Annotated in this window: 19 protein-coding genes; 9 read left to right on the top strand and 10 right to left on the bottom strand. The window is 68.6% G+C overall.

The window, feature by feature from the left end:
• Window positions 1–12: 12 nt before the first annotated feature.
• Window positions 13–396 carry a hypothetical protein gene (locus DKM19_RS44470; RefSeq protein WP_110704671.1) on the bottom strand — a complete coding sequence of 128 codons (384 nt, stop codon included), beginning with the start codon at window positions 394–396 and terminating at the stop codon, window positions 13–15.
• Between the two features lie 184 nt (window positions 397–580).
• On the opposite strand from DKM19_RS44470, the gene DKM19_RS44465 reads away from it, so the two are divergent.
• From DKM19_RS44465 to DKM19_RS44445, 5 genes are read left to right on the top strand one after another with little or no spacing between them, the layout of a single operon-like run.
• Window positions 581–1,051, top strand: coding sequence for a GAF domain-containing protein (locus DKM19_RS44465; protein ID WP_110704670.1), 471 nt, complete (start codon window positions 581–583; stop codon window positions 1,049–1,051).
• 45 nt (window positions 1,052–1,096) lie between these two features.
• Window positions 1,097–1,804 (top strand): GAF and ANTAR domain-containing protein, encoded by a 708-nt coding sequence (locus DKM19_RS44460; protein WP_110704669.1) that lies wholly within the window; start codon window positions 1,097–1,099, stop codon window positions 1,802–1,804.
• Window positions 1,801–2,145 carry an STAS domain-containing protein gene (locus tag DKM19_RS44455; protein ID WP_110704668.1) on the top strand — a complete coding sequence of 115 codons (345 nt, stop codon included), beginning with the start codon at window positions 1,801–1,803 and terminating at the stop codon, window positions 2,143–2,145. The genes DKM19_RS44460 and DKM19_RS44455 overlap by 4 nt, the downstream gene beginning before the upstream one ends.
• An 11-nt stretch (window positions 2,146–2,156) precedes the next feature.
• Window positions 2,157–3,224, top strand: coding sequence for a quinone-dependent dihydroorotate dehydrogenase (locus tag DKM19_RS44450; RefSeq protein ID WP_089211149.1), 1,068 nt, complete (start codon window positions 2,157–2,159; stop codon window positions 3,222–3,224).
• Window positions 3,225–3,264: 40 nt separating this feature from the next.
• Window positions 3,265–3,468, top strand: coding sequence for a heavy-metal-associated domain-containing protein (locus DKM19_RS44445; protein ID WP_110704667.1), 204 nt, complete (start codon window positions 3,265–3,267; stop codon window positions 3,466–3,468).
• A 6-nt stretch (window positions 3,469–3,474) separates the two neighbouring features.
• On the opposite strand, the gene DKM19_RS44440 is transcribed toward DKM19_RS44445, so the two are convergent.
• From DKM19_RS44440 to DKM19_RS44425, 4 genes are all read right to left on the bottom strand, one after another.
• On the bottom strand, window positions 3,475–5,112 hold the full coding sequence (locus DKM19_RS44440) for a beta-N-acetylhexosaminidase (RefSeq protein WP_110704666.1): 1,638 nt from the start codon (window positions 5,110–5,112) through the stop codon (window positions 3,475–3,477).
• Window positions 5,113–5,146: 34 nt separating this feature from the next.
• Window positions 5,147–6,040, bottom strand: a complete 894-nt coding sequence (locus DKM19_RS44435; protein ID WP_110704665.1) for an N-acetylmuramoyl-L-alanine amidase — start codon at window positions 6,038–6,040, stop codon at window positions 5,147–5,149.
• Between the two features lie 67 nt (window positions 6,041–6,107).
• Window positions 6,108–6,356, bottom strand: a complete 249-nt coding sequence (locus tag DKM19_RS44430; RefSeq protein ID WP_089211145.1) for a hypothetical protein — start codon at window positions 6,354–6,356, stop codon at window positions 6,108–6,110.
• A 125-nt stretch (window positions 6,357–6,481) separates the two neighbouring features.
• Window positions 6,482–7,573, bottom strand: a complete 1,092-nt coding sequence (locus tag DKM19_RS44425; RefSeq protein WP_110704664.1) for a LacI family DNA-binding transcriptional regulator — start codon at window positions 7,571–7,573, stop codon at window positions 6,482–6,484.
• Window positions 7,574–7,811: 238 nt separating this feature from the next.
• Between DKM19_RS44425 and DKM19_RS44420 the strand changes: the two genes are divergently transcribed.
• Entirely contained in the window at window positions 7,812–8,435 is a 624-nt protein-coding gene (locus tag DKM19_RS44420; RefSeq protein WP_110704663.1) for a TetR/AcrR family transcriptional regulator, read from the top strand.
• A gap of 210 nt (window positions 8,436–8,645) precedes the next feature.
• On the opposite strand, the gene bldC is transcribed toward DKM19_RS44420, so the two are convergent.
• Together bldC and DKM19_RS44410 are read right to left on the bottom strand one after the other, a co-directional pair.
• Window positions 8,646–8,849 carry a developmental transcriptional regulator BldC gene (bldC, locus tag DKM19_RS44415; protein WP_013133571.1) on the bottom strand — a complete coding sequence of 68 codons (204 nt, stop codon included), beginning with the start codon at window positions 8,847–8,849 and terminating at the stop codon, window positions 8,646–8,648.
• Window positions 8,850–9,168: 319 nt separating this feature from the next.
• A complete protein-coding gene (locus tag DKM19_RS44410; protein ID WP_110704662.1) occupies window positions 9,169–10,026 on the bottom strand; it encodes a hypothetical protein in 858 nt (285 codons plus the stop codon).
• 189 nt (window positions 10,027–10,215) lie between these two features.
• Between DKM19_RS44410 and DKM19_RS44405 the strand changes: the two genes are divergently transcribed.
• Together DKM19_RS44405 and DKM19_RS44400 are read left to right on the top strand one after the other, a co-directional pair.
• Complete coding sequence (locus DKM19_RS44405; RefSeq protein WP_204358502.1) at window positions 10,216–11,319, top strand: Glu/Leu/Phe/Val dehydrogenase; 1,104 nt, start codon at window positions 10,216–10,218, stop codon at window positions 11,317–11,319.
• A 150-nt stretch (window positions 11,320–11,469) separates the two neighbouring features.
• Window positions 11,470–11,703 carry a DUF3073 domain-containing protein gene (locus DKM19_RS44400; RefSeq protein ID WP_089211141.1) on the top strand — a complete coding sequence of 78 codons (234 nt, stop codon included), beginning with the start codon at window positions 11,470–11,472 and terminating at the stop codon, window positions 11,701–11,703.
• Window positions 11,704–12,071: 368 nt separating this feature from the next.
• Here the strand turns inward: DKM19_RS44400 and purM are convergent, their stop codons facing one another.
• Together purM and purF are read right to left on the bottom strand one after the other, a co-directional pair.
• Window positions 12,072–13,097, bottom strand: coding sequence for a phosphoribosylformylglycinamidine cyclo-ligase (gene purM, locus DKM19_RS44395; protein WP_110704661.1), 1,026 nt, complete (start codon window positions 13,095–13,097; stop codon window positions 12,072–12,074).
• A 55-nt stretch (window positions 13,098–13,152) separates the two neighbouring features.
• Window positions 13,153–14,598 carry an amidophosphoribosyltransferase gene (purF, locus tag DKM19_RS44390; RefSeq protein WP_110704660.1) on the bottom strand — a complete coding sequence of 482 codons (1,446 nt, stop codon included), beginning with the start codon at window positions 14,596–14,598 and terminating at the stop codon, window positions 13,153–13,155.
• Between the two features lie 665 nt (window positions 14,599–15,263).
• On the opposite strand from purF, the gene DKM19_RS50305 reads away from it, so the two are divergent.
• A complete protein-coding gene (locus tag DKM19_RS50305) occupies window positions 15,264–16,664 on the top strand; it encodes a DUF4190 domain-containing protein (protein WP_162642234.1) in 1,401 nt (466 codons plus the stop codon).
• A 221-nt stretch (window positions 16,665–16,885) separates the two neighbouring features.
• On the opposite strand, the gene DKM19_RS44380 is transcribed toward DKM19_RS50305, so the two are convergent.
• The gene (locus DKM19_RS44380; RefSeq protein WP_110706421.1) at window positions 16,886–17,332 is read right to left on the bottom strand and encodes a sterol carrier family protein; all 447 of its coding nucleotides are present in this window, start codon (window positions 17,330–17,332) and stop codon (window positions 16,886–16,888) included.
• Window positions 17,333–17,468: the final 136 nt, after the last annotated feature.

Genomic DNA, 17,468 nt, shown 5'->3' with positions numbered 1-17,468 from the left:
GACGGAGAGCCCTCAGGCGGCGCGGCGGATGTCGCGCCGCGTGGTCCAGCGCAGGACGTCACAGTGACGCTGCTCGGCCTCGGCGAGCGCGGCCTCGTCGGCGTAGGAGTCGAGGACGGCTCGCAGGTGGGGCATCTGCTCGGTGACGTCGGCCCACGCCTGGGCAGGATCGCCCGCACCGAGCTCGATCAGCGCGTCCAGATGCGCGGCGTAGGCCGTCCACCACTGGCGGCTCAGCTCCGCCAGAAATCCGCTCAGTCCACCGAACTCCCGCTGGATCTCGTCCGCCCACCAGGGTGGCACGGTGACGTCGCCGGTCTCCGAGAGATCCCGGAGCACGACATGCACGAAGGTGCGACGTCGGCGGACGATGGCGGAACGTGACGGCATGTTCATGCGTCCACTCTGTCGATCTTTGTTTGCCGAATGCTTAACGATGTATTGACGGCGATATGTGACCTTGGCCGGTGATCAACGTGGCGGACGGTTTGGCCGGAGTCATCGAGCAGCACTAGTCTTTGAACGAAGCTCATTCCGCCTTGTGTCCGCGGAGCTACCTCAGCATGTAGGAAGCCCGCTCATGACCCAGGTTCTTGAATTTTCTCGGCTCGTCGAGCGCACTCTCAACGCTCTGGCGGACGTTCTCGGTGCCGATGGTGCGGCACTCATGCTCCTGGACGACCAGAACCGCCTGCGTGCGATCGGCGGTTCCGACGACGACGGCAGGAGACTGGAGCTGCTCCAGGAGCAGATCGGGGCCGGACCGGCCATCGAGAGCCTGACCCACGGGGTGGACGTCGCGGTCAACGACCTCTACGCGGCACGTCCCTTCGGTTTCCCCGGCCTGGCGGCGGGAGTCTCCGGAGTCCGCGCGGTGCTCTCGGTTCCGCTGCGAGTGGAAGAACAGCTGATCGGCACCCTGAATTTCTACGACCGCATCAGCCATGAATGGCAGCCCTCGAAAGTGCAGACAGGAGAAGGCCTCGGCCGGCTCATGGTGATGGTCCTGCAGACCCTTGCCCATAATTCTCCTATTTCAGGGAAGTCGTAGTGCGCACGTCAAGTAACCAGGCCGACGCTGGAAGGCGCCCCGCATATGACTCACATTGATCCGGAAGCGCTGGTCGCTAGCCTGAGAAAGGTTCAGACGTCCTCGTCCACGACGGGCATAGTCCAGCAGCTGGAGCGGGCTGTGAGTGTGGTGGACACGCTGTTCGGATACTCCGGTGCGGGTCTGATGTTTGCGGAGGAGGGCAAGGATCTGCGCTACTTGGTCACCACCGATGACCGGGGGCGCAGCCTTGAGGGGGCCCAGCTTCATCTCGGGCAGGGGCCGTGCGTGTCCGCCTACGCGGAGAACACCGCGGTGACCTCGACCGATGTTCAGACGGATCCACGCTGGCCGAAGCTCGCCGACCGGCTCCATCCCGATGTGCGGGCGGTCGCCGGCGTGCCGGTACGGCTCGGCGGCGATCCGGTGGGCACGCTGAACGTCTACCAGTCCAAGCCCTACGAGTGGGACGAGTCCGACGTCCAGGCTCTGTACGGTTACGCCGACGTGATCGAGCAGCTCCTCACGGCCGCGATGGCCGCGGAGGAGAAGAGCGCCCTGGCCGAGCAGCTTCAGTACGCGCTCGACTACCGGGTGGTCATCGAGCGGGCCGTCGGCTATCTGATGGGCAAGCACGACCTCACCGCCACCCAAGCCTTCACCGGCCTGCGCAAGCAGGCCAGGGACAGCCGCCGCCGGGTGGCCGATCTGGCGGCGGAGGTGCTGGGAGAAGGAGCGGGCGACACACGGTGATCCTGCTCACGTCGCCGGAGACCGTCACGGGCAGGACGGAGATCAGTGTTTACGGCGATCTGGACGTCATAACGGGCGTCGAGCTGCGACGCGTCCTCGGCGCCCTCACCGCGGTGAGGCTGGAGCTCGACCTGGCCCACGTGACCTTCCTCGACTGCGCCGGCGTCAGGACCCTGCTCTGGGCCCACGAGCACATGCGCGACCGGGGCGGCTTGATGATCATCTTTCGGCCGTCGGGTCCGGTCCTGCGGCTGCTGCGGCTGCTGGAGCTCGATCAGTGCCTGGTCATCCGGCAGTCCAGTGGTGCGGTTGGCACCGGCCGCACCTCGACGGGGGACTAACCTGGTCGGTGATGTATCGACTCGTGTTCAACCAGGTCCTCAGCCGCTTCGACGCGGAGGACGCGCACCATCTGACGGTCCGCGCGCTCCGCCTTCTCTCGGTGACGCCCGTGGTCAGACGGCTGGTTCACCGCCGTCTCGCGCCGCGTGATCCCATCCTGCGCGTCCAGGCCTTCGGAGTGCACTTCCCCAGCCCGTTCGGGCTGGCGGCGGGCTTCGACAAGGACGCGGGCTTCGTGGGGGCCATGTCCGCGCTCGGCTTCGGCCACGTCGAGGTCGGCACGATCACCGCGTACGCCCAGCCGGGCAACGCCAGGCCCCGGCTGTTCCGTCTGATCGCGAACCGGGCGATCATCAACCGGATGGGCTTCAACAACGCGGGCGCGAGCGCCGTGGCCCGGACGCTGAGCCGGCCCAGGGGGGTTCCGGCGATCGTCGGCGTCAACATCGGCAAGACCAAGGTCGTGCCCGAGTCCGAGGCCGTCGACGACTACGTGACCAGCGCCAAGGAGCTGGCCCCGCTCGCCGACTACCTGGTCGTCAACGTGAGCTCGCCGAACACCCCCGGTCTGCGCGATCTCCAGGCGGTCAGGCTGCTGGGCCCTCTGCTCCGGGCGGTCAAGGAGGTCGCCGACGGCACCCCCAGGCGCACCCCGCTGCTGGTCAAGATCGCTCCCGACCTGACGGACGAGGACGTGGACGCGGTCGCCGACCTGGCCCTTGAGCTCGGGCTCGACGGCATCATCGCGACCAACACCACGATCAGCCGGGAGGGCGTCTCCAGCACCGAGACCGGTGGACTGTCCGGCCGTCCGCTGAAGGCCCGCTCGATGGAGGTGCTGCGCAGACTGCGTGCCCGGGTGGGCGACCGCCTGGTGCTCGTCTCCGTCGGCGGGGTCGAGAACGTGGACGACGTCTGGGAACGCCTGCTCGCCGGAGCCACCCTGGTCCAGGGATACAGCGCGATGATCTACGAGGGGCCCCTCTGGGCCCATCGCGTCAACCGCGCCCTGGCCCGCCGCCTCCGCCGGCACGGTGCCACCGGCGTTCGGGAGATAATCGGCCGCACCGCGTCCTGAGCTATACCCTTGGGGGGTAACTCAGGACATTGGAGGTGCGATGAGCGTGACCACATATGCCGTCACCGGCATGACCTGCGGGCACTGCGTGAGCTCGGTCAAGGAAGAGGTCGGCGAGGTTCCCGGCGTCACCGGGGTCGACGTCGACCTGGAGAGCGGCCGGGTCGACGTCTCCGGCGACTCCCCTGACGACGACGCCGTCCGCGCCGCCATCAGGGAGGCCGGCTACGAGGTGACGGCCTGAGCCCGGTTACATGCTCGGACGGGTCGAGTCCGCGACGTGGGTCATCTCCTCCAGGTGCTTCATGACCTCGTCCACCTTGACCACTCCCGGACGGTGACGACGATGACCGGCCCCACCGAGCTGCCAGGGGCGCGGGCCGGTCAGCGGGCGATACTCGACTCCCAGCGCGTCCAGGCGGCCCAGGTGCCCTTCGAGGCGGGCCTCGAACCCGGAGCCCGCCGAGCCCGACCAGGCGACCTCGGCCAGCGCGCATCCCCGCGGCCAGGCCCGGTAGTCCACCGCCCGGCCGTCGGGCAGGCGCTCGCTCCAGAGCTGGAACTGCGCTCCGAGCACGTGCTCCCGCTGCCCGGCCGTCCATGATTCCGGCGCCGGGACGAAGGCCGCGACGTCCGAGACGGTGATCGCGTCGCCGATCGCCATGGGCTCCTCCTCGGACGAGGCCTCGGCGTAGTCGAAGTACAGCGGGAAGACCGGCGTCTGCACCACGTCGTGCCCGGCCTCGGCCGCGCGCCGGGCCACCCCGAGCCCGCGCCACGGCATCACGATCGTGTCGGGCCTGAGCATGCCGCTGACGAACGCCTCGTCCCACACGACCGCCCGGCTGCCCCGCTCGGCCAGCACGTCCGCCAGCCGGCGCAGGAACCAGGCGTGCAGGTCGCTCAGGTTCTCCAGCCCGAGCTCTTCGGCGAACGCGACGATCTCGGGGGAGGAGGCCCAGTGGTCGAGCACGCACTCGTCCCCGCCGATGTGGAAGTACGGCGTCTCGCCCAGCGCCTCCAGCATCTCGTCGATCACCACGGCCAGGAAGTCGACCGTCGGAGGGAGCGGGGAGAGGATCGCGGGGGAGATGCCCCATCGCTCCAGGACCCCGAACGGCTCGGGTTCGCGGCCGGCCGTGGCACGCGCGTCGAGCGCGGGGTAGGCGGCGAGGATCGCCGAGGCGTGCCCCGGCACGTCGATCTCCGGCACGATCGTCACGGCCCGCGCGCGGGCGTAGGCGCCGATCTCGGCGAGGTCGTCCAGCGTGTAGTAACCGCCGTGCGGCACCTCGTCGAAGGCCGGTTCCTCCCTGTAGTAGCTGGTGGTCGTGCGCGGCCGGTGCGACGCCACCTCGTGCAGCCGGGGAGCCGCCCTGCTCTCGACCCGCCAACCCTGGTCGTCCACCAGGTGCAGGTGGAGCCGGTTCAGCTTGTGCGCCGCCATGATGTCGACCATCCGGAGCACCTCGCGCTTGGGCATGAAGTGCCGTGCCACGTCCAGGTGCGCCCCGCGCCAGGAGAATCGTGGCGCGTCCTCCACCCGGCCGTACGGAACGGTCCATCCGGCCCGGGCCACCGTACGGAACGCGTCGTGGGGGAGCAGCTGCCGCAGGGTCTGGCCCGCGTAGAACGCCCCCGCCCGGTCTCCGGCCGTGATCCGCACGCCGTCGGCCGTCACCTCCAGGGTGTACGCCTCCGCGCCCAGCGACGCGTCCGCCTCCACCGTGACGGTCCCGGACTCGGCGGGACGCAGGTCCAGTACGGCGAGCGCGAGCCTCACCGCGTCCACCAGCTCGGCGGGACCGGAGACGGAGGCGCCGGGGGAGAGCTCGAAGGAGCCGCCGCCGGGCTCGAAGACAGCGGGACGCGGCAGGAGGTCGGTCATGCCTTAGATCATGTCAAACCGGCCCGGGCTCCCGCTATTTCAGATAGCTCTGCAGTCCGTTGGCCAGGGAGAGCGCGATCTTCTGCCGGAACGCGGGCTGCCGGAACTCGGCCGCCTCCTTCGCGTTCCGCATGTTGCCGCACTCAATGAAGATCTTGGGAACGGTGGAGAGGTTCAGGCCGCCGAGGTCGCTGCGGTAGTCCAGGGCCTTGCTGCCGATGTAGGTGGAGTACGGGATGCCGGTGCCGGACCTGAAGGCGTTGCGGACGTCGATGCCCAGCCTCTTGGACGCTCCGACCACGGGATCCACCGGACCGTCGATCTTCTTCGGCATGATCACGTGGAAGCCGTGGTCGGCGGAGGGGGCTCCGTCGGCGTGGATCGAGATCGCCGCGTCCGCCTTGGCCTTGTTGCCGATCGCCGCCCGCTGGGTGATGCACGGGCCGACGCTCGTGTTGTTGGCCCGGGTCAGCTTCACCGTCGCGCCCCGGCTCTTGAGGATCTTGGCCAGGCGCTGGGAGACGTCCCAGGTGAAGGCCGCCTCGCTGTAGTTGTCGTTGGTGGAGGTGCCCGTGGTGTCGCAGGCCTTCCACTGGGTCAGCACGTTGACCTTCTTGTTGATCGCCGCGGTGTCGCGGTAGTTGCCCCCGTTGTGGCCCGGGTCGATGACCACGACCTTGCCGCTCAGAGCCTTGGCCTGGATGTCCTTGCCGGCCGCGGGGCTCGCCGCAGGGCTCTCTGCCAGAGGCGCGGAGTTCGTCCCCGCCTCCTTCGCCGGCGACGCGAAGTCCGCCGCGGTGTCCTGTGCGGGAGAGATGGCCCCACCGTCCTGCGCGGAGCCCACGCTGGCGCCGTTGGCGGTAGCGCCGCAGGCGGCGGCACCCAGGGCGCACGCGACAAGGGCCGTCGCTAGTGCCTTGCTGGTCACGGCAACCTCCCTGAAGGAATCGTCAAGCACCCAACTTACGGGGCTCGGTGCCGTGACTAAGCCGTTATCACCAGACGTGTTCCCCGACTTCCTGTTTCTGTAGAAGTGAGGCGAGTTCCCTGGCGTCCTCGGCGTCCAGTCCGAGGACCACGCGCGGGCGTCCCCACGGGTGGTCGATCGAATGGGCCACGTAGCTCGCCACGGATTCGGCTCCGGCATCCCCGCTCCGGCCCCGGGTGGACCGCCAATGCGCCCATGCCCGCTCAAGCTCGGCAGCGGCGCGCTGGGCGCATGACACCAGTTCTGGATCACGCATTGTTACCCCCCTCGTCACAGCCCAGAGTCAACACCAGTGCTTTATCGCCACTTAGGTGCTTGACCCGACCTTGACGAGGGCTTGAAGCCTGCCTGGGCGCGACTGTAACGCTCCAGGCAGACTTTTTACCCTTCGGTGGGACCTGTGCTGTGCCGTACGACCAGTTGTGGGGCGATCTGGCGCAGGCGTGAGGCCTTGCCGGGGTCACCGATCCGGTCGTTCAGCAGTGTCGCGGCCGAGCGGCCCATGGCGCGGCGGGGCTGATCGACGGTGGTCAGCGAGATCGGCTGGGTCCCGGCGCGGTGGATGTTGTCGTACCCGATCACCGACAGGTCCTCGGGCACCCGCAGACCGAGTTCGGCCGCCGCGGAGAGCACGCCCATGGCCACCAGGTCGTTGGCGGCGAAGATCGCTGTGGGCCGGGGGTCACGGGTGAGCAGGCTGCGTGCGGCCAGCGCACCGCCCTCCTCCGTGCAGTCGCCCTCCTCGACCATGATGTACGGCGCCAGAGAGTGTCTCCGCATCGCGACCAGGTAACCCTCGCACCGGAACCGTCCGGAGGAGGAGCGGGCGCCCTCGATGTGGGCGATCCGGCGGTGGCCGAGATCTACGAGATGGTCGATGGCCAGGCGTGCGCCGAGCTGGTCGTCGTCCACGACGATGTCCACGCCGCCGAGACCGATGTCACGCTCGCCCACCACGACCGTCGGCGTGTAGCCGGTGGCCTCGATGAGCGTCCCACTGGTGGGCGCGATGCCGAGGAGGACGAGCCCGTCGACCCTGAGTTCCAGGAACGCCTCGACCGCCTCGTCTTCGAAGGAGGGATCCCACTGGCTGTTGCCGATGAGTAACCGGAGTCCGTCGCCGTGCAGGCTCTCCTGCAGGCCGTCGAGGAACTCGGCGTAGAACGGGTTGTGCAGGTCGGCGACGAGCGCCCCGACCAGATGGGTGCGGCCTTCGACCAGGCTGCGCGCGACCGCGTTGGGCCGGTAGCCGAGATCTCTTGCCGCTTGCAGCACGGCCTGCCTGCGGTGTTCGCTGACGTGCGGCGATCCACGCAGAACCAGCGAGACCAGTGATTTGGAGACACCGGCTCGCTCTGCCACGTTTCGGATCGTGGGTCGTGGGCGTGGTCCGCAGCCGTCCGGCAGGACGGGTTCGGCGAACCCGCGGGCTCGGGTGACGGTGACGGTGGTGTTGACCGGCGGTCCTGACATGGCTCTCCCCCGGGATGGTGGATGGGCACCTTGTCACTCAAAACGATCGAGTCTCAAATGGGGTACGGCTTGAGCGGAAGGTAACTGGGATCTTGACCCACCGCCGCCGAGTATCGCCTCCGATAGTCTTCGTCCCGTGGGTTCGACATCCGGAGCCGCCGAACAGGTAAAAACCGTGGCGGGCGGCACGCGACCGGCGCGGCGCAGGCTCAGTGTTGACCGGCGCCGTGAGGAGCTCATGGCAGCGGCCCTCGAACTCTTCGGCAAACGTGATGCCGAAGGCGTCTCGATCGACGATGTGGCCTCGGCGGCGGGCGCGTCGCGCGCCCTGGTCTACCACTACTTCGGCGGCAAGCAGGAGCTCTACGTCGCCGCGCTGAAGAGCGCGGCGGCTCAGCTGGAGGCGAGGCTCCGCCCCGAAAGTCCCGAAGTTCTCGAAGGTCCCCGTGGTTTTCATGAGGGCGGACGCCCGATCGAGGAACTGGCCGACGGCCTCAAGTGCTACTTCGACTTCGTCGAGGGGCACGCGGCGGGTTTCGCCGCGCTTCTCAAGGGGGGTCCGGACAACCGCGACGGCGAGATCGGCGAGATCGTCGACGCCGTCAGGCAGCATCTGCTCCGCCTCATCATGAAGCAGATGCGTCTTGAGAAGCCGGGACCCGCACTCCGCGTCACTCTGCGTTCGTGGACCGCCTCCGTGGAGACGGCGGGCCTCGACTGGCTGGAACACGGCGACATGGGGCGGCCGGCGCTTGAGCGCATGCTGGTCGACCAGATGCTGGCACTGCTCGAGGTGGCCGCGAGACACGATCCGCAGGCCGGGGAGTTGCTGGAAAAGCTGATCTGCGGTCAGGCCTCGTAAGTCCTGTCCGCACGCGAGGCCGTAGGCCATCCTCACGGGCAGGAAGCCGTAGGCCACAGACGGGGGGAGGGGGCCGATGGAAGCCGTACGGAACGCATGCTGGGGCGGCGCCGGGCGGGCGACGCCGCTCCCCCCACAATCCGTATGACTTACGCGCTCACAGGGTGAGCGCGCATTCGATTCCCCCTAAGTCAGTGACAGCCCCCGTTTTTACTCAGAGCGTTGCTGCGGAATCCCCGCCAGCAGCGCGCGAACCTCAGTCTCCCGGTACCGGCGGTGTCCACCCAGAGTGCGGATGGACGTCAACTTGCCCGCTTTCGCCCACCGAGTAACGGTCTTGGGATCGACGCGGAACATGGTTGCGACCTCCGCCGGGGTGAGCAGCGGCTCTGCCTCGGGTGTACGAGCTGACATTTGTGCGGCCTCTCCTCCATGTGGACCGGCGACAGCGATCCTGCGACTTGACGCTTGTCACGGATGTCCCCTTATGGCCCCTTGCGTGCGGCTGTTCGGACCATATGCGGCATCACCCGATGTGACCATACAGCCACGTAGAGCGATTGGCGAGCCTTTGAGCGACTCATCTCTCTTGTGCACGTGTTGTTGTCACGCTCGGTGATTCTAGCGACACGTTTCGTGGTATCGCAGTGAAAACGGCAAACTACTCAGTTCGTAGGTGCATCCCCGGTCATCGACCGACCTACTTATGCAGGTGGCGAGGATGATTTGCGACTCAGTTTGCCGATTCGAGAAGTTGTATTGATCGCCAGCGGAGGATGACCCGTTGGTACATGGCGAACGCCAGTTCTTCCTCGCCGCTTTCCAGACCCGTGAGAGCCGCCGCGAGTTCGGCCACCGACTGGTCGGCCTGGAGTGTCTCGTCGTCCATGAGGTTGACGATGCCGCCGTAGTCGAGTTCGACCAGCGAGTGCGGGTGGAATTCCTCCAGCCAGCGTGCCACATCCTCGACCTCGGCGGTGACCGAGACCTCGCCCACCTGCCTGCGGATGATCTGCAGGGCGCGGGCGCTGCGGCGCCGGGCGTGGGCCATGGACGTGACGTAGATCAGGTTGCGGGTGGTGGTCGTGCCTTCGGGCTGCTTGTCGCCGTCGAGGACCAGCCACCGCTCGTTCCCGTCGAAGGGGATGAACCACGAGGTCGGGATGTGCCACGTGGAGCCGCGGATGTTGGTGCGCAGGGCGGTCGAGTCGCTGCGGCGCTTGAACCTGTCGAAGTCGTCGGCCGTCTGTTCGGCGACGGAGATCGGCACGAACCGCTCCATCAGCCTGACCGGGGTCGTTCCGCGGAAGCGTGAGAAGGCCAGCCACGACCTCAGCCTGCTCTGCCACGGGCAGACGTACAGAACCTCTTCTACGCGCCTGAGATAGGCGTTGGGGCTCTCCTGGGCGGGTGCGGGGGTCGGAGGTACCCCCAGGAGGCGGCGCACCGCCTCGCCGTGCTCGGCGTGGAGCGCGCTCGCGCGGCGTGGACGGTCGGTCGCCTCGGCGTAGGCGGCCCATGAGAGGCGTTCCGACGGGGTGAACGCGGCCAGCGGTTCGTAGACGCGGAGGTACGCGGCATAGGGCAGCACGACCGCATCGTGTCATGAAGGACCTGCTGTTGTCCGGTATCGACCTTGTGTCGGTGGCGACGACCCCCCTGCGTCTCGCCTGCTGAGAAGGGACACTTCGCCTCGTTGTCCCGCTTGAGCTTGTGGTTACGCTAAGAGTGATTTCCGCCGCGACGGGGCGGCGGAAACGGACGACTGGGAGTCACCACAGTGACCGACGTCTTCGGGCTGTCCCACAAGGACGCAGGCCCGGTAAACGGCCAGGCGAAGCACGAGCAGGTCGTGTTCTGCACCGACGAGCGCAGCGGCCTTCACGCGATCATCGCCATCTACAACACCGCCCTCGGCCCAAGCCTCGGCGGTACCAGGTTCTACCCCTACGAGAGCGAGCAGGCCGCGCTGGCCGATGTGCTCAATCTCTCCCGGGCGATGGCCTACAAGAACGCCCTGGCCGGACTCGACCTCGGTGGCGGCAAGGCCGTCATCATCGGCGATCCGGCGACGGACAAGAGCGAGGCGCTGCTGCGCGCCTACGGCCGGTTCGTCCAGTCCCTGGGAGGCCGCTACTTCACCGCGTGTGACGTGGGCACCTACAGCGAGGACATGGACATCGTGGCCCGTGAGAGCTCCTACGTGACCGGTCGCACGCTGGCCAACGGAGGAGCCGGAGACTCGTCGGTCCTGACCGCCTACGGCGTGTTCCAGGGCATGCGCGCCGCCGCCGAGCACGTCTACGGCGCGCCGACGCTCCGTGGCCGGCGAGTCGGCGTCGAGGGCGTGGGCAAGGTGGGCCACCGCCTGGTGGACCGCCTCGTCGAGGACGGCGCCGAGGTCGTGATCTGCGATGTGAGCGAGCAGGCCGTCGAGCGGGTCCGCCAACTCCATCCGGGAGTGGAGGTCGTCGCCGGACGGCGGGAGCTCACCGACGCCGACATCGACGTCTACGCGCCGTGCGCGCTCGGCGGGGCGCTGGACGACGACACGGTCGCCCGTCTGCGCGCCACGATCGTCTGCGGCGGGGCCAACAACCAGCTGGCCCACCCCGGAGTCGAGAAGCAACTCGCCGATCGCGGGATCCTCTACGCGCCCGACTACGTCGTCAACTCCGGCGGCGTCATCCAGGTCGCGGACGAGATCCAGGGATTCAACATGGACCGGGCGAAGGCAAAGGCCACCCAGATCTACGACACGACTCTCAAGATCTTTGCCAGCGCGGCGAAGGATGGCGTCCCCCCGGCCGTCGCAGCCGATAGGCTAGCCGAGCGCAGAATGTCGGAAGTCGGGCGAATTAGGGGCATTTGGCTGGGCCACTAGCCCCTCACGCCCATACGGCGTACCGAGCCGGGCGTAAAACATGTACGGTTGTAGTCGAACGAGAGCCGACGCCTCAAGTCAGGTGGCGTCAGTGCGTGGTGCGTTAGCGACGAGGGGTCGGGCACGACCCCACACGAGGGGGTCGAGCCAATGGGGCGCGGCCGAGCAAAGGCCAAGCAGGTCAAGGTTGCTCGCCAGCTGAAGTACAACAGCGGTGGCACTGATCTTGAGCGTCTTCGCGACGAGCTAGGGGTCAGAGATGACTCCAACCACAATGACGACTCCAACGACGCCTACGATGAGCTGGCTGCTCGGTACGCCGATTATGCCGAGGACTCCGGCTCCGGAGACGACCGCGACGACGGGACATCCGGCCGCCGCTAGGCGAGCTTCACATTAAGTGTCAACAGAACACCCGGCGGCTGAGAAGCCGCCGGGTGTTCTGCTCACTGTGAGCCGGACCGTGGCAGCGCTTCGGTGACCCGAAGCGCCTTCTGGCGTGTCCAGGGCCACAACGTATCTTTTTGGGCGTGCCGCATATCTTTCGGTCGCACCAGATCTTTTTGTGTCATACCGGGCGACTGTCGGCCGTATCGGTCGGCCGTATCGGTTTGAGCCGCGCCCGCCTTCACGGGTACGGCGCGGCCGGCGGGTCGTACGGGGTCCGTGAACGGGGCTTTTCGTGATCCGTTGGGATCGGCCGGGCTGGAAGCGGCAGATCCCAACGGATCACGGGAAGTCGTGAGGCGGGTTCAGCGGAAACGCGCCTGGCCGCTGCCGGGGACGATCTCGCCGAGCACCCAGGCCGGGAGACTCCGCTCCTTGAGCAGGGCCAGGGCCGGCTCCACCGCGTCGGCGGGAACGATCGCCGCCATGCCCACACCCAGGTTGAAGGTCCGGTCCATGTCGGCCTGTGCCACCTTGCCGTGCCCCGCGAGCACGTCGAAGACGGCGGGCGGGGTCCAGGACGAGCGGTCCAGCAGCGCGTCCAGGGTCGCGGGGAGGGAGCGGGAGAGGTTGCCCTCCAGGCCGCCGCCGGTGATGTGGGCGTACGCGTGCACATCGACCGAGCGGGCCAGCTCCAGGCAGTCCAGGGAGTAGATCCTGGTGGGTTCGAGCAGCTCCTCGCCGAGGGTCCGGCCCAGCTCGGGGAGCTCGGCCTCCAGGGACAGGTCGGCGAGCTTGATGATGTGCCGGACCAGCGAGTAGCCGTTGGAGTGCACACCGGAGGAGGCCAGAGCCAGGACCACGTCGCCCGCGCGAACCCGATCCTGGCCGAGCATCTTCTCGGCCTCCACCACGCCCGTGGCGGCGCCCGCGAGGTCGTATTCGTCCGCGCCCATGGCACCGGGGTGCTCGGCCGTCTCGCCGCCGATGAGGGCGCAGCCCGCCAGGCGGCAGCCCTCGGCGACGCCGCCCACGATGTCGGCGATCCGCTCGGGGACGACCTTGCCGCAGGCGATGTAGTCGGTCATGAACAGCGGTTCGGCGCCGCAGACCACCAGGTCGTCCACGACCATGCCGACCAGGTCGATGCCGATCGTGTCGTGCTTGCCGAGCTTCTGGGCCAGCATGACCTTGGTGCCGACGCCGTCGGTCGAGGTGGTGAGCAGCGGCCGCTTGTAGCTCAGGAGTGCGGAGGCGTCGAAGAGACCGGCGAAACCGCTGGCATCGTCCACCACCTCGGGCCGGCGTGACCGCGCGACCTTCGACTTCATCAGCTCGACGGCGCGCTCACCCGCGTCGATGTCCACGCCGGCAGCGGCATAGCTGGTCATGCGACCTCCTTCTTCGGTCGTACGACCATCGTGTCGTGCCTGTCGGCTCGTCCGCTCACCGCTTGGCCTCTAGGACGTATTTGCCCACGTTGTCCTGATCGATGGGGATCGGGTACACGCCGTCGAAGCAGGCGCGGCAGAGCCGATCGGCGGGGATCGTGGTGGCCTCGGTCAGGCCCTCCAGCGAGATGTATCCGAGCGAGTCGGCGCCGAGGGAGGCGCGGATCTCCTCCACGGTGAGCGAGCCGGCGATCAGCTCGGCCCTCGTGGCGAAGTCGATGCCGTAGAAGCACGGCCAGGAGACCGGAGGCGAGGAGATCCGGACGTGGACCTCCTTGGCGCCCGCCTCGCGCAGCATCTTGACGATCGCCCGCTGGGTGTTGCCCCGCACGATCGAGTCGTCCACGACGACCAGGCGCTTGCCCGCCACCACTTCCTTCAGCGGGTTGAGCTTGAGCCGGATGCCGAGCTGGCGAATCGTCTGGGACGGCTGGATGAAGGTCCGGCCGACGTAGGAGTTCTTGACCAGACCCTGGCCGTACGGGATCCCGCTCTCCTCGGCGTAGCCGACGGCGGCGGGGGTGCCCGACTCGGGCGTGGGGATGACCAGGTCTGCCTCGACCGGGTGCTCGCGGGCCAGCACGCGGCCGACCTCGACGCGGGTGGTCTGCACGCCGCGTCCGGCGATCGTCGTGTCGGGGCGGGCCAGGTAGACGTACTCGAACAGGCATCCCTTGGGCTCGGCCAGCGCGAACCTGCGGGAGCGCACGCCGCGCTCGTCGATGGTGATCAACTCGCCCGGCTCGATCTCGCGGACGAACGTGGCGCCCACGATGTCCAGCGCGGCGGTCTCGGAGGCGACCACCCAGCCGCGCTCCAGCCGGCCCAGGACCAGCGGGCGGACGCCCTGCGGGTCGCGAGCGGCGTAGAGCGTCTTCTCGTCCATGAAAACGAGCGAGTAGGCGCCCCTGACCTGGGGAAGAAGCTCGGCGGCGGCATCATCGATGGGCTGGCTGCGGTCCTGGGCGAGCAGCGACGTCAACACCTCGGTGTCCGTGGTCGCCCTGGTCGACCCGGGAGTCAGGCGCCGGGCCAGCTCCGGGGTGTTGATCAGGTTGCCGTTGTGGGCGAGCGCGAGCCCGCCGTCCTCGGTCGAGCTCAGCGTCGGCTGGGCGTTCTCCCAGACGCTCGACCCGGTGGTCGAGTATCGGCAGTGCCCGATGGCCAGGTGACCGCGGAGGGTCCCGAGCACCGACTCGTCGAAGACCTGGGCCACCAGACCCATGTCCTTGTAGACGAGGATGCGGCTTCCCTCGCTGACCGCTATGCCCGCAGATTCCTGCCCGCGGTGCTGTAGCGCATACAGCCCGTAGTAGGTGAGTTTGGAGACTTCTTCCCCAGGGGCCCAAACGCCGAAGACGCCACATGCGTCCTTCGGGGGTTGGTCGTGGGGATCAAGGTCATGGCTCAGATGGCCGTCGCCTTTCAGCACATGCTTCATTCTAGGTCGGACTCTTCCCTGCTCGCGCCCCGGGTCCACCTCTGGGGTATGGAGCACCGTTACCGAATGATCGTCGGTGTTTTGCCGTGTCGGGCTGTTTCATCGGCGGTGAACAGGGGAGTGTGAGGTATCCGGCATGACTATGCGTCGGGAGAGCAGACGTGACAACACCTAAGGACCCGAGTCAGCCCGATCCCCGGCGGGATCGGCGACCAGAGCATGAAGGGTCCGGCTCGGAGGAGCCGTCGGGCACCTCCGAAGAAGAGGCGGCTGTCCCGGGCGAACCGGGATCCCCCGACCCTGCCCGAACCCCGCCTCACCGCGACGAGTCACCCCCGTGGGCCGCGCCTTCCTCGGCCGAACCGTCCACGGCCCCTTCGGAGCCCGCCGAGCCGTACACCTGGCAGCAGAGGTCCTCCGATCCGGCCGGGACCACCCGCGGGGAGTCCGACCATCCCGCCGACACTCCTGTCTGGCCGTCGGCGCCGGCCCCTTCGGAGCCCGCCGAGCCCTACACCTGGTCCCCGGAGCCCCCGGCCTCGTCCGGGTCTCCCTCGGGGGAGCCTTCCCCGGGGCGCCAGACCCCGGAATGGGAGCCCATCGAGCCACTTGAGCCACTTGAGCCGCTCGATCCCAGCGGGGCCCCGAGGTGGACACGGTCTCCCGTGCCCGAGGATCCCTCGCTGCCGCGGCATCCGGACGTTCCGGCCGCGCCCGAGATCCCCCTGCCGGACCAGGCCGACCCGGACGCCACGCGACAGTACGGGTTGCAGAGTCCCCCGCCCGCTGAGCAGCGGACCTCCTATTCCATGCCGGGCGCCACACCGCCGGCGTATCCCGGCTGGGAGAGCGACTCGGAGCCTTCCATCTCGGAGAGCTCGAACGGGCCGGAGGCACCACTGGCCGGTTCCCGGCCTTCGCGTTACGACCCGCCCACGGCCTCCGAGAGCTTCTCCTCGGTTCCGCCGCGGTCGGAGGAGGTTCCGCCACGGTTCGACGAGCCCGCCGGCGGCTTCCACGCGGAGTCGCCGCCGACGCAGGGCAGCCCGTACGACACGCCCGCGACGGGTACGCCGGGGGCGCCTTCCGGCGCCGTTTCCCCTGGCGGGGATCTTCACGCGGGAGACGCCTACGGAGGCTCGGGAGGTGCTCACGCCGGGGACGTCTACGGCGGCTCGCAGGGAGGCGCGTTCCCGGTAGGCGCTCACGCCGGGCAGGGCCATGACGAGGGATCTCAGGGGAGCGAGCCTCACCAAGGCGGAGCTCACGCCGGAGATGCCCAGGGTGGCTCGCGGGGAGGCGAGTCCCCGGTGGGAGGCGCTCACACCGGGGAGGTCCGCGAGGGCTTCCAGAGCAGCGAGTCCTTCGGGGGAGGCGCCCACGCCAGGGACGCTCACGAGGGCGCCCAGGGGAGCGAGCCCTACGGCGGCGTTCATGGCCAGGGCTCCCAGGGCCAGGGTTTCCAAGGTGGCCAGGGCTTCCAAGCCCAGGGCTCTCAAGAGGGCTCCCAAGGTGGCCAGGGCTCCCAGGGCCACAGCGAAGGCTCCCAGGGCCCGGGCCAGGGCGCCCGGCCCGGAGAGCCCTACGGAGGCCCCTCCCAGCAGCCGTCGCCCATGGGCGGGGGTGATCCGGCCTATCCCTCCTACCCGCCCCAGGGGGCTCCGCCGCCGTATCAGGTGCCGTCCTCGCCCGGGGGTCCCATGTATCCGGGCAGCACGCCATACCCGGCGGGACCGGGTTACAAGCCCGGACGAGGGCAGGGCGGAGGCCTCGGCACCGCCGCGCTCGTGCTCGGAATCGTCAGCATCCTGTTGCTCGTCGTCTGCGGTCTCGGCCTGGTGACGGCGATCGTCGGACTGATCATCGGCATCGTGGCGGTCGTCAAGAACTCCCACCGCGGCCGTGCCTGGGTGGGCATCGCCCTGAGCGTCCTCACGATGATCATCGCCGCGGTGCTGGTGAGTTGGATCTACAACAAGGTGGGCGACTGCGTCGGCCTGCCCCAAGAGCTTCAGCAGCGCTGTATCGAGGACAAGTTCGGCGTCCAGATCAATACCACGCCCTGACCGGCCGAGTGGGCGCCCGGGACCGTCGGGTCCCGGGCGCCTCTGCCCGAGAGGCGGTTACCGCCTCCACGGGCGCTCATCGTGTTGGCGGATGTCCGTTCGGACAGGCGCTCATCGTGTTGGCGGACGTCCGTTCGGACAGGCGCTCATCGTGTTGGCGGCGCCTCCGTTTGGACAGACGGTCGCCACGCGGGCAAGGCGGTCACCACATCGGCCGGCGCCTACCGCACCGGAAGGTGCTCCGACAGGTCGGCCCGGGCCCCGCTCGCCGCGACCTTCCCGGCTGACATCGCCTCGGCCCAGGTCAGCCGTCCGGTGGCCAACTCCAGCCAGGTGCGGGCGTCGGTCTCCACCACGTTCGGCGGGGTGCCCCGGGTGTGCCGGGGACCCTCCACGCACTGCACCGCCGCGTAGGGCGGAACCCGTACTTCGACGGTCCGCCCGGGAGCCGCCGTCGCCAGCCGGTCCAGCAGATGCCGTACGGCGAAGCGTGCGATCTCCCGCTCCGGGCGCACCTGCCGCTCGTATGCCCGCAGTACCACGCTCACGCAGGCGTCCAGCAGGGCCGCGAGCCCCCCGGGCCCGTCGTAGGAGGGCTCGTCGAGAGCGGTCAGCTGAGCGTCCAGAGCGGCGCGGACCTTGGCGGTGTCAGGCTTGTAAGGCGGCACGTCTCCATCATGCCCGTCCGCCGGATCGGCCGATTCGGGGGAATGGTTCATTGTCCGGACAGGCATCGTTCATCCGGGATTAGGCGGGTACTCATAGGGTCCGGGCCGGAACGACCACACACCACCCCCCGGAGGA

The organism is Streptosporangium sp. 'caverna' (assembly GCF_003203775.1).
GTDB lineage: Bacteria > Actinomycetota > Actinomycetes > Streptosporangiales > Streptosporangiaceae > Streptosporangium > Streptosporangium subroseum.
The sequence above is the reverse complement of the archived record's forward strand: the minus strand, read 5'-3'. Positions and strand labels throughout refer to the sequence as shown.

Excerpts from the sequence above, each read along its gene's own strand:
- purF (WP_110704660.1), bottom strand. The coding sequence starts at position 14,598 with ATGAAGCATGTGCTGAAAGGCGACGGCCATCTGAGCCATGACCTTGAT.
- DKM19_RS44460 (WP_110704669.1), top strand. The coding sequence starts at position 1,097 with ATGACTCACATTGATCCGGAAGCGCTGGTCGCTAGCCTGAGAAAGGTT.
- DKM19_RS44440 (WP_110704666.1), bottom strand. The coding sequence starts at position 5,112 with ATGACCGACCTCCTGCCGCGTCCCGCTGTCTTCGAGCCCGGCGGCGGC.
- DKM19_RS44445 (WP_110704667.1), top strand. The coding sequence starts at position 3,265 with ATGAGCGTGACCACATATGCCGTCACCGGCATGACCTGCGGGCACTGC.
- DKM19_RS44400 (WP_089211141.1), top strand. The coding sequence starts at position 11,470 with ATGGGGCGCGGCCGAGCAAAGGCCAAGCAGGTCAAGGTTGCTCGCCAG.
- DKM19_RS44430 (WP_089211145.1), bottom strand. The coding sequence starts at position 6,356 with ATGCGTGATCCAGAACTGGTGTCATGCGCCCAGCGCGCCGCTGCCGAG.
- DKM19_RS44450 (WP_089211149.1), top strand. The coding sequence starts at position 2,157 with ATGTATCGACTCGTGTTCAACCAGGTCCTCAGCCGCTTCGACGCGGAG.
- purM (WP_110704661.1), bottom strand. The coding sequence starts at position 13,097 with ATGACCAGCTATGCCGCTGCCGGCGTGGACATCGACGCGGGTGAGCGC.
- bldC (WP_013133571.1), bottom strand. The coding sequence starts at position 8,849 with ATGTCAGCTCGTACACCCGAGGCAGAGCCGCTGCTCACCCCGGCGGAG.
- DKM19_RS44425 (WP_110704664.1), bottom strand. The coding sequence starts at position 7,573 with ATGTCAGGACCGCCGGTCAACACCACCGTCACCGTCACCCGAGCCCGC.
- DKM19_RS44470 (WP_110704671.1), bottom strand. The coding sequence starts at position 396 with ATGAACATGCCGTCACGTTCCGCCATCGTCCGCCGACGTCGCACCTTC.
- DKM19_RS44420 (WP_110704663.1), top strand. The coding sequence starts at position 7,812 with ATGGCAGCGGCCCTCGAACTCTTCGGCAAACGTGATGCCGAAGGCGTC.
- DKM19_RS44465 (WP_110704670.1), top strand. The coding sequence starts at position 581 with ATGACCCAGGTTCTTGAATTTTCTCGGCTCGTCGAGCGCACTCTCAAC.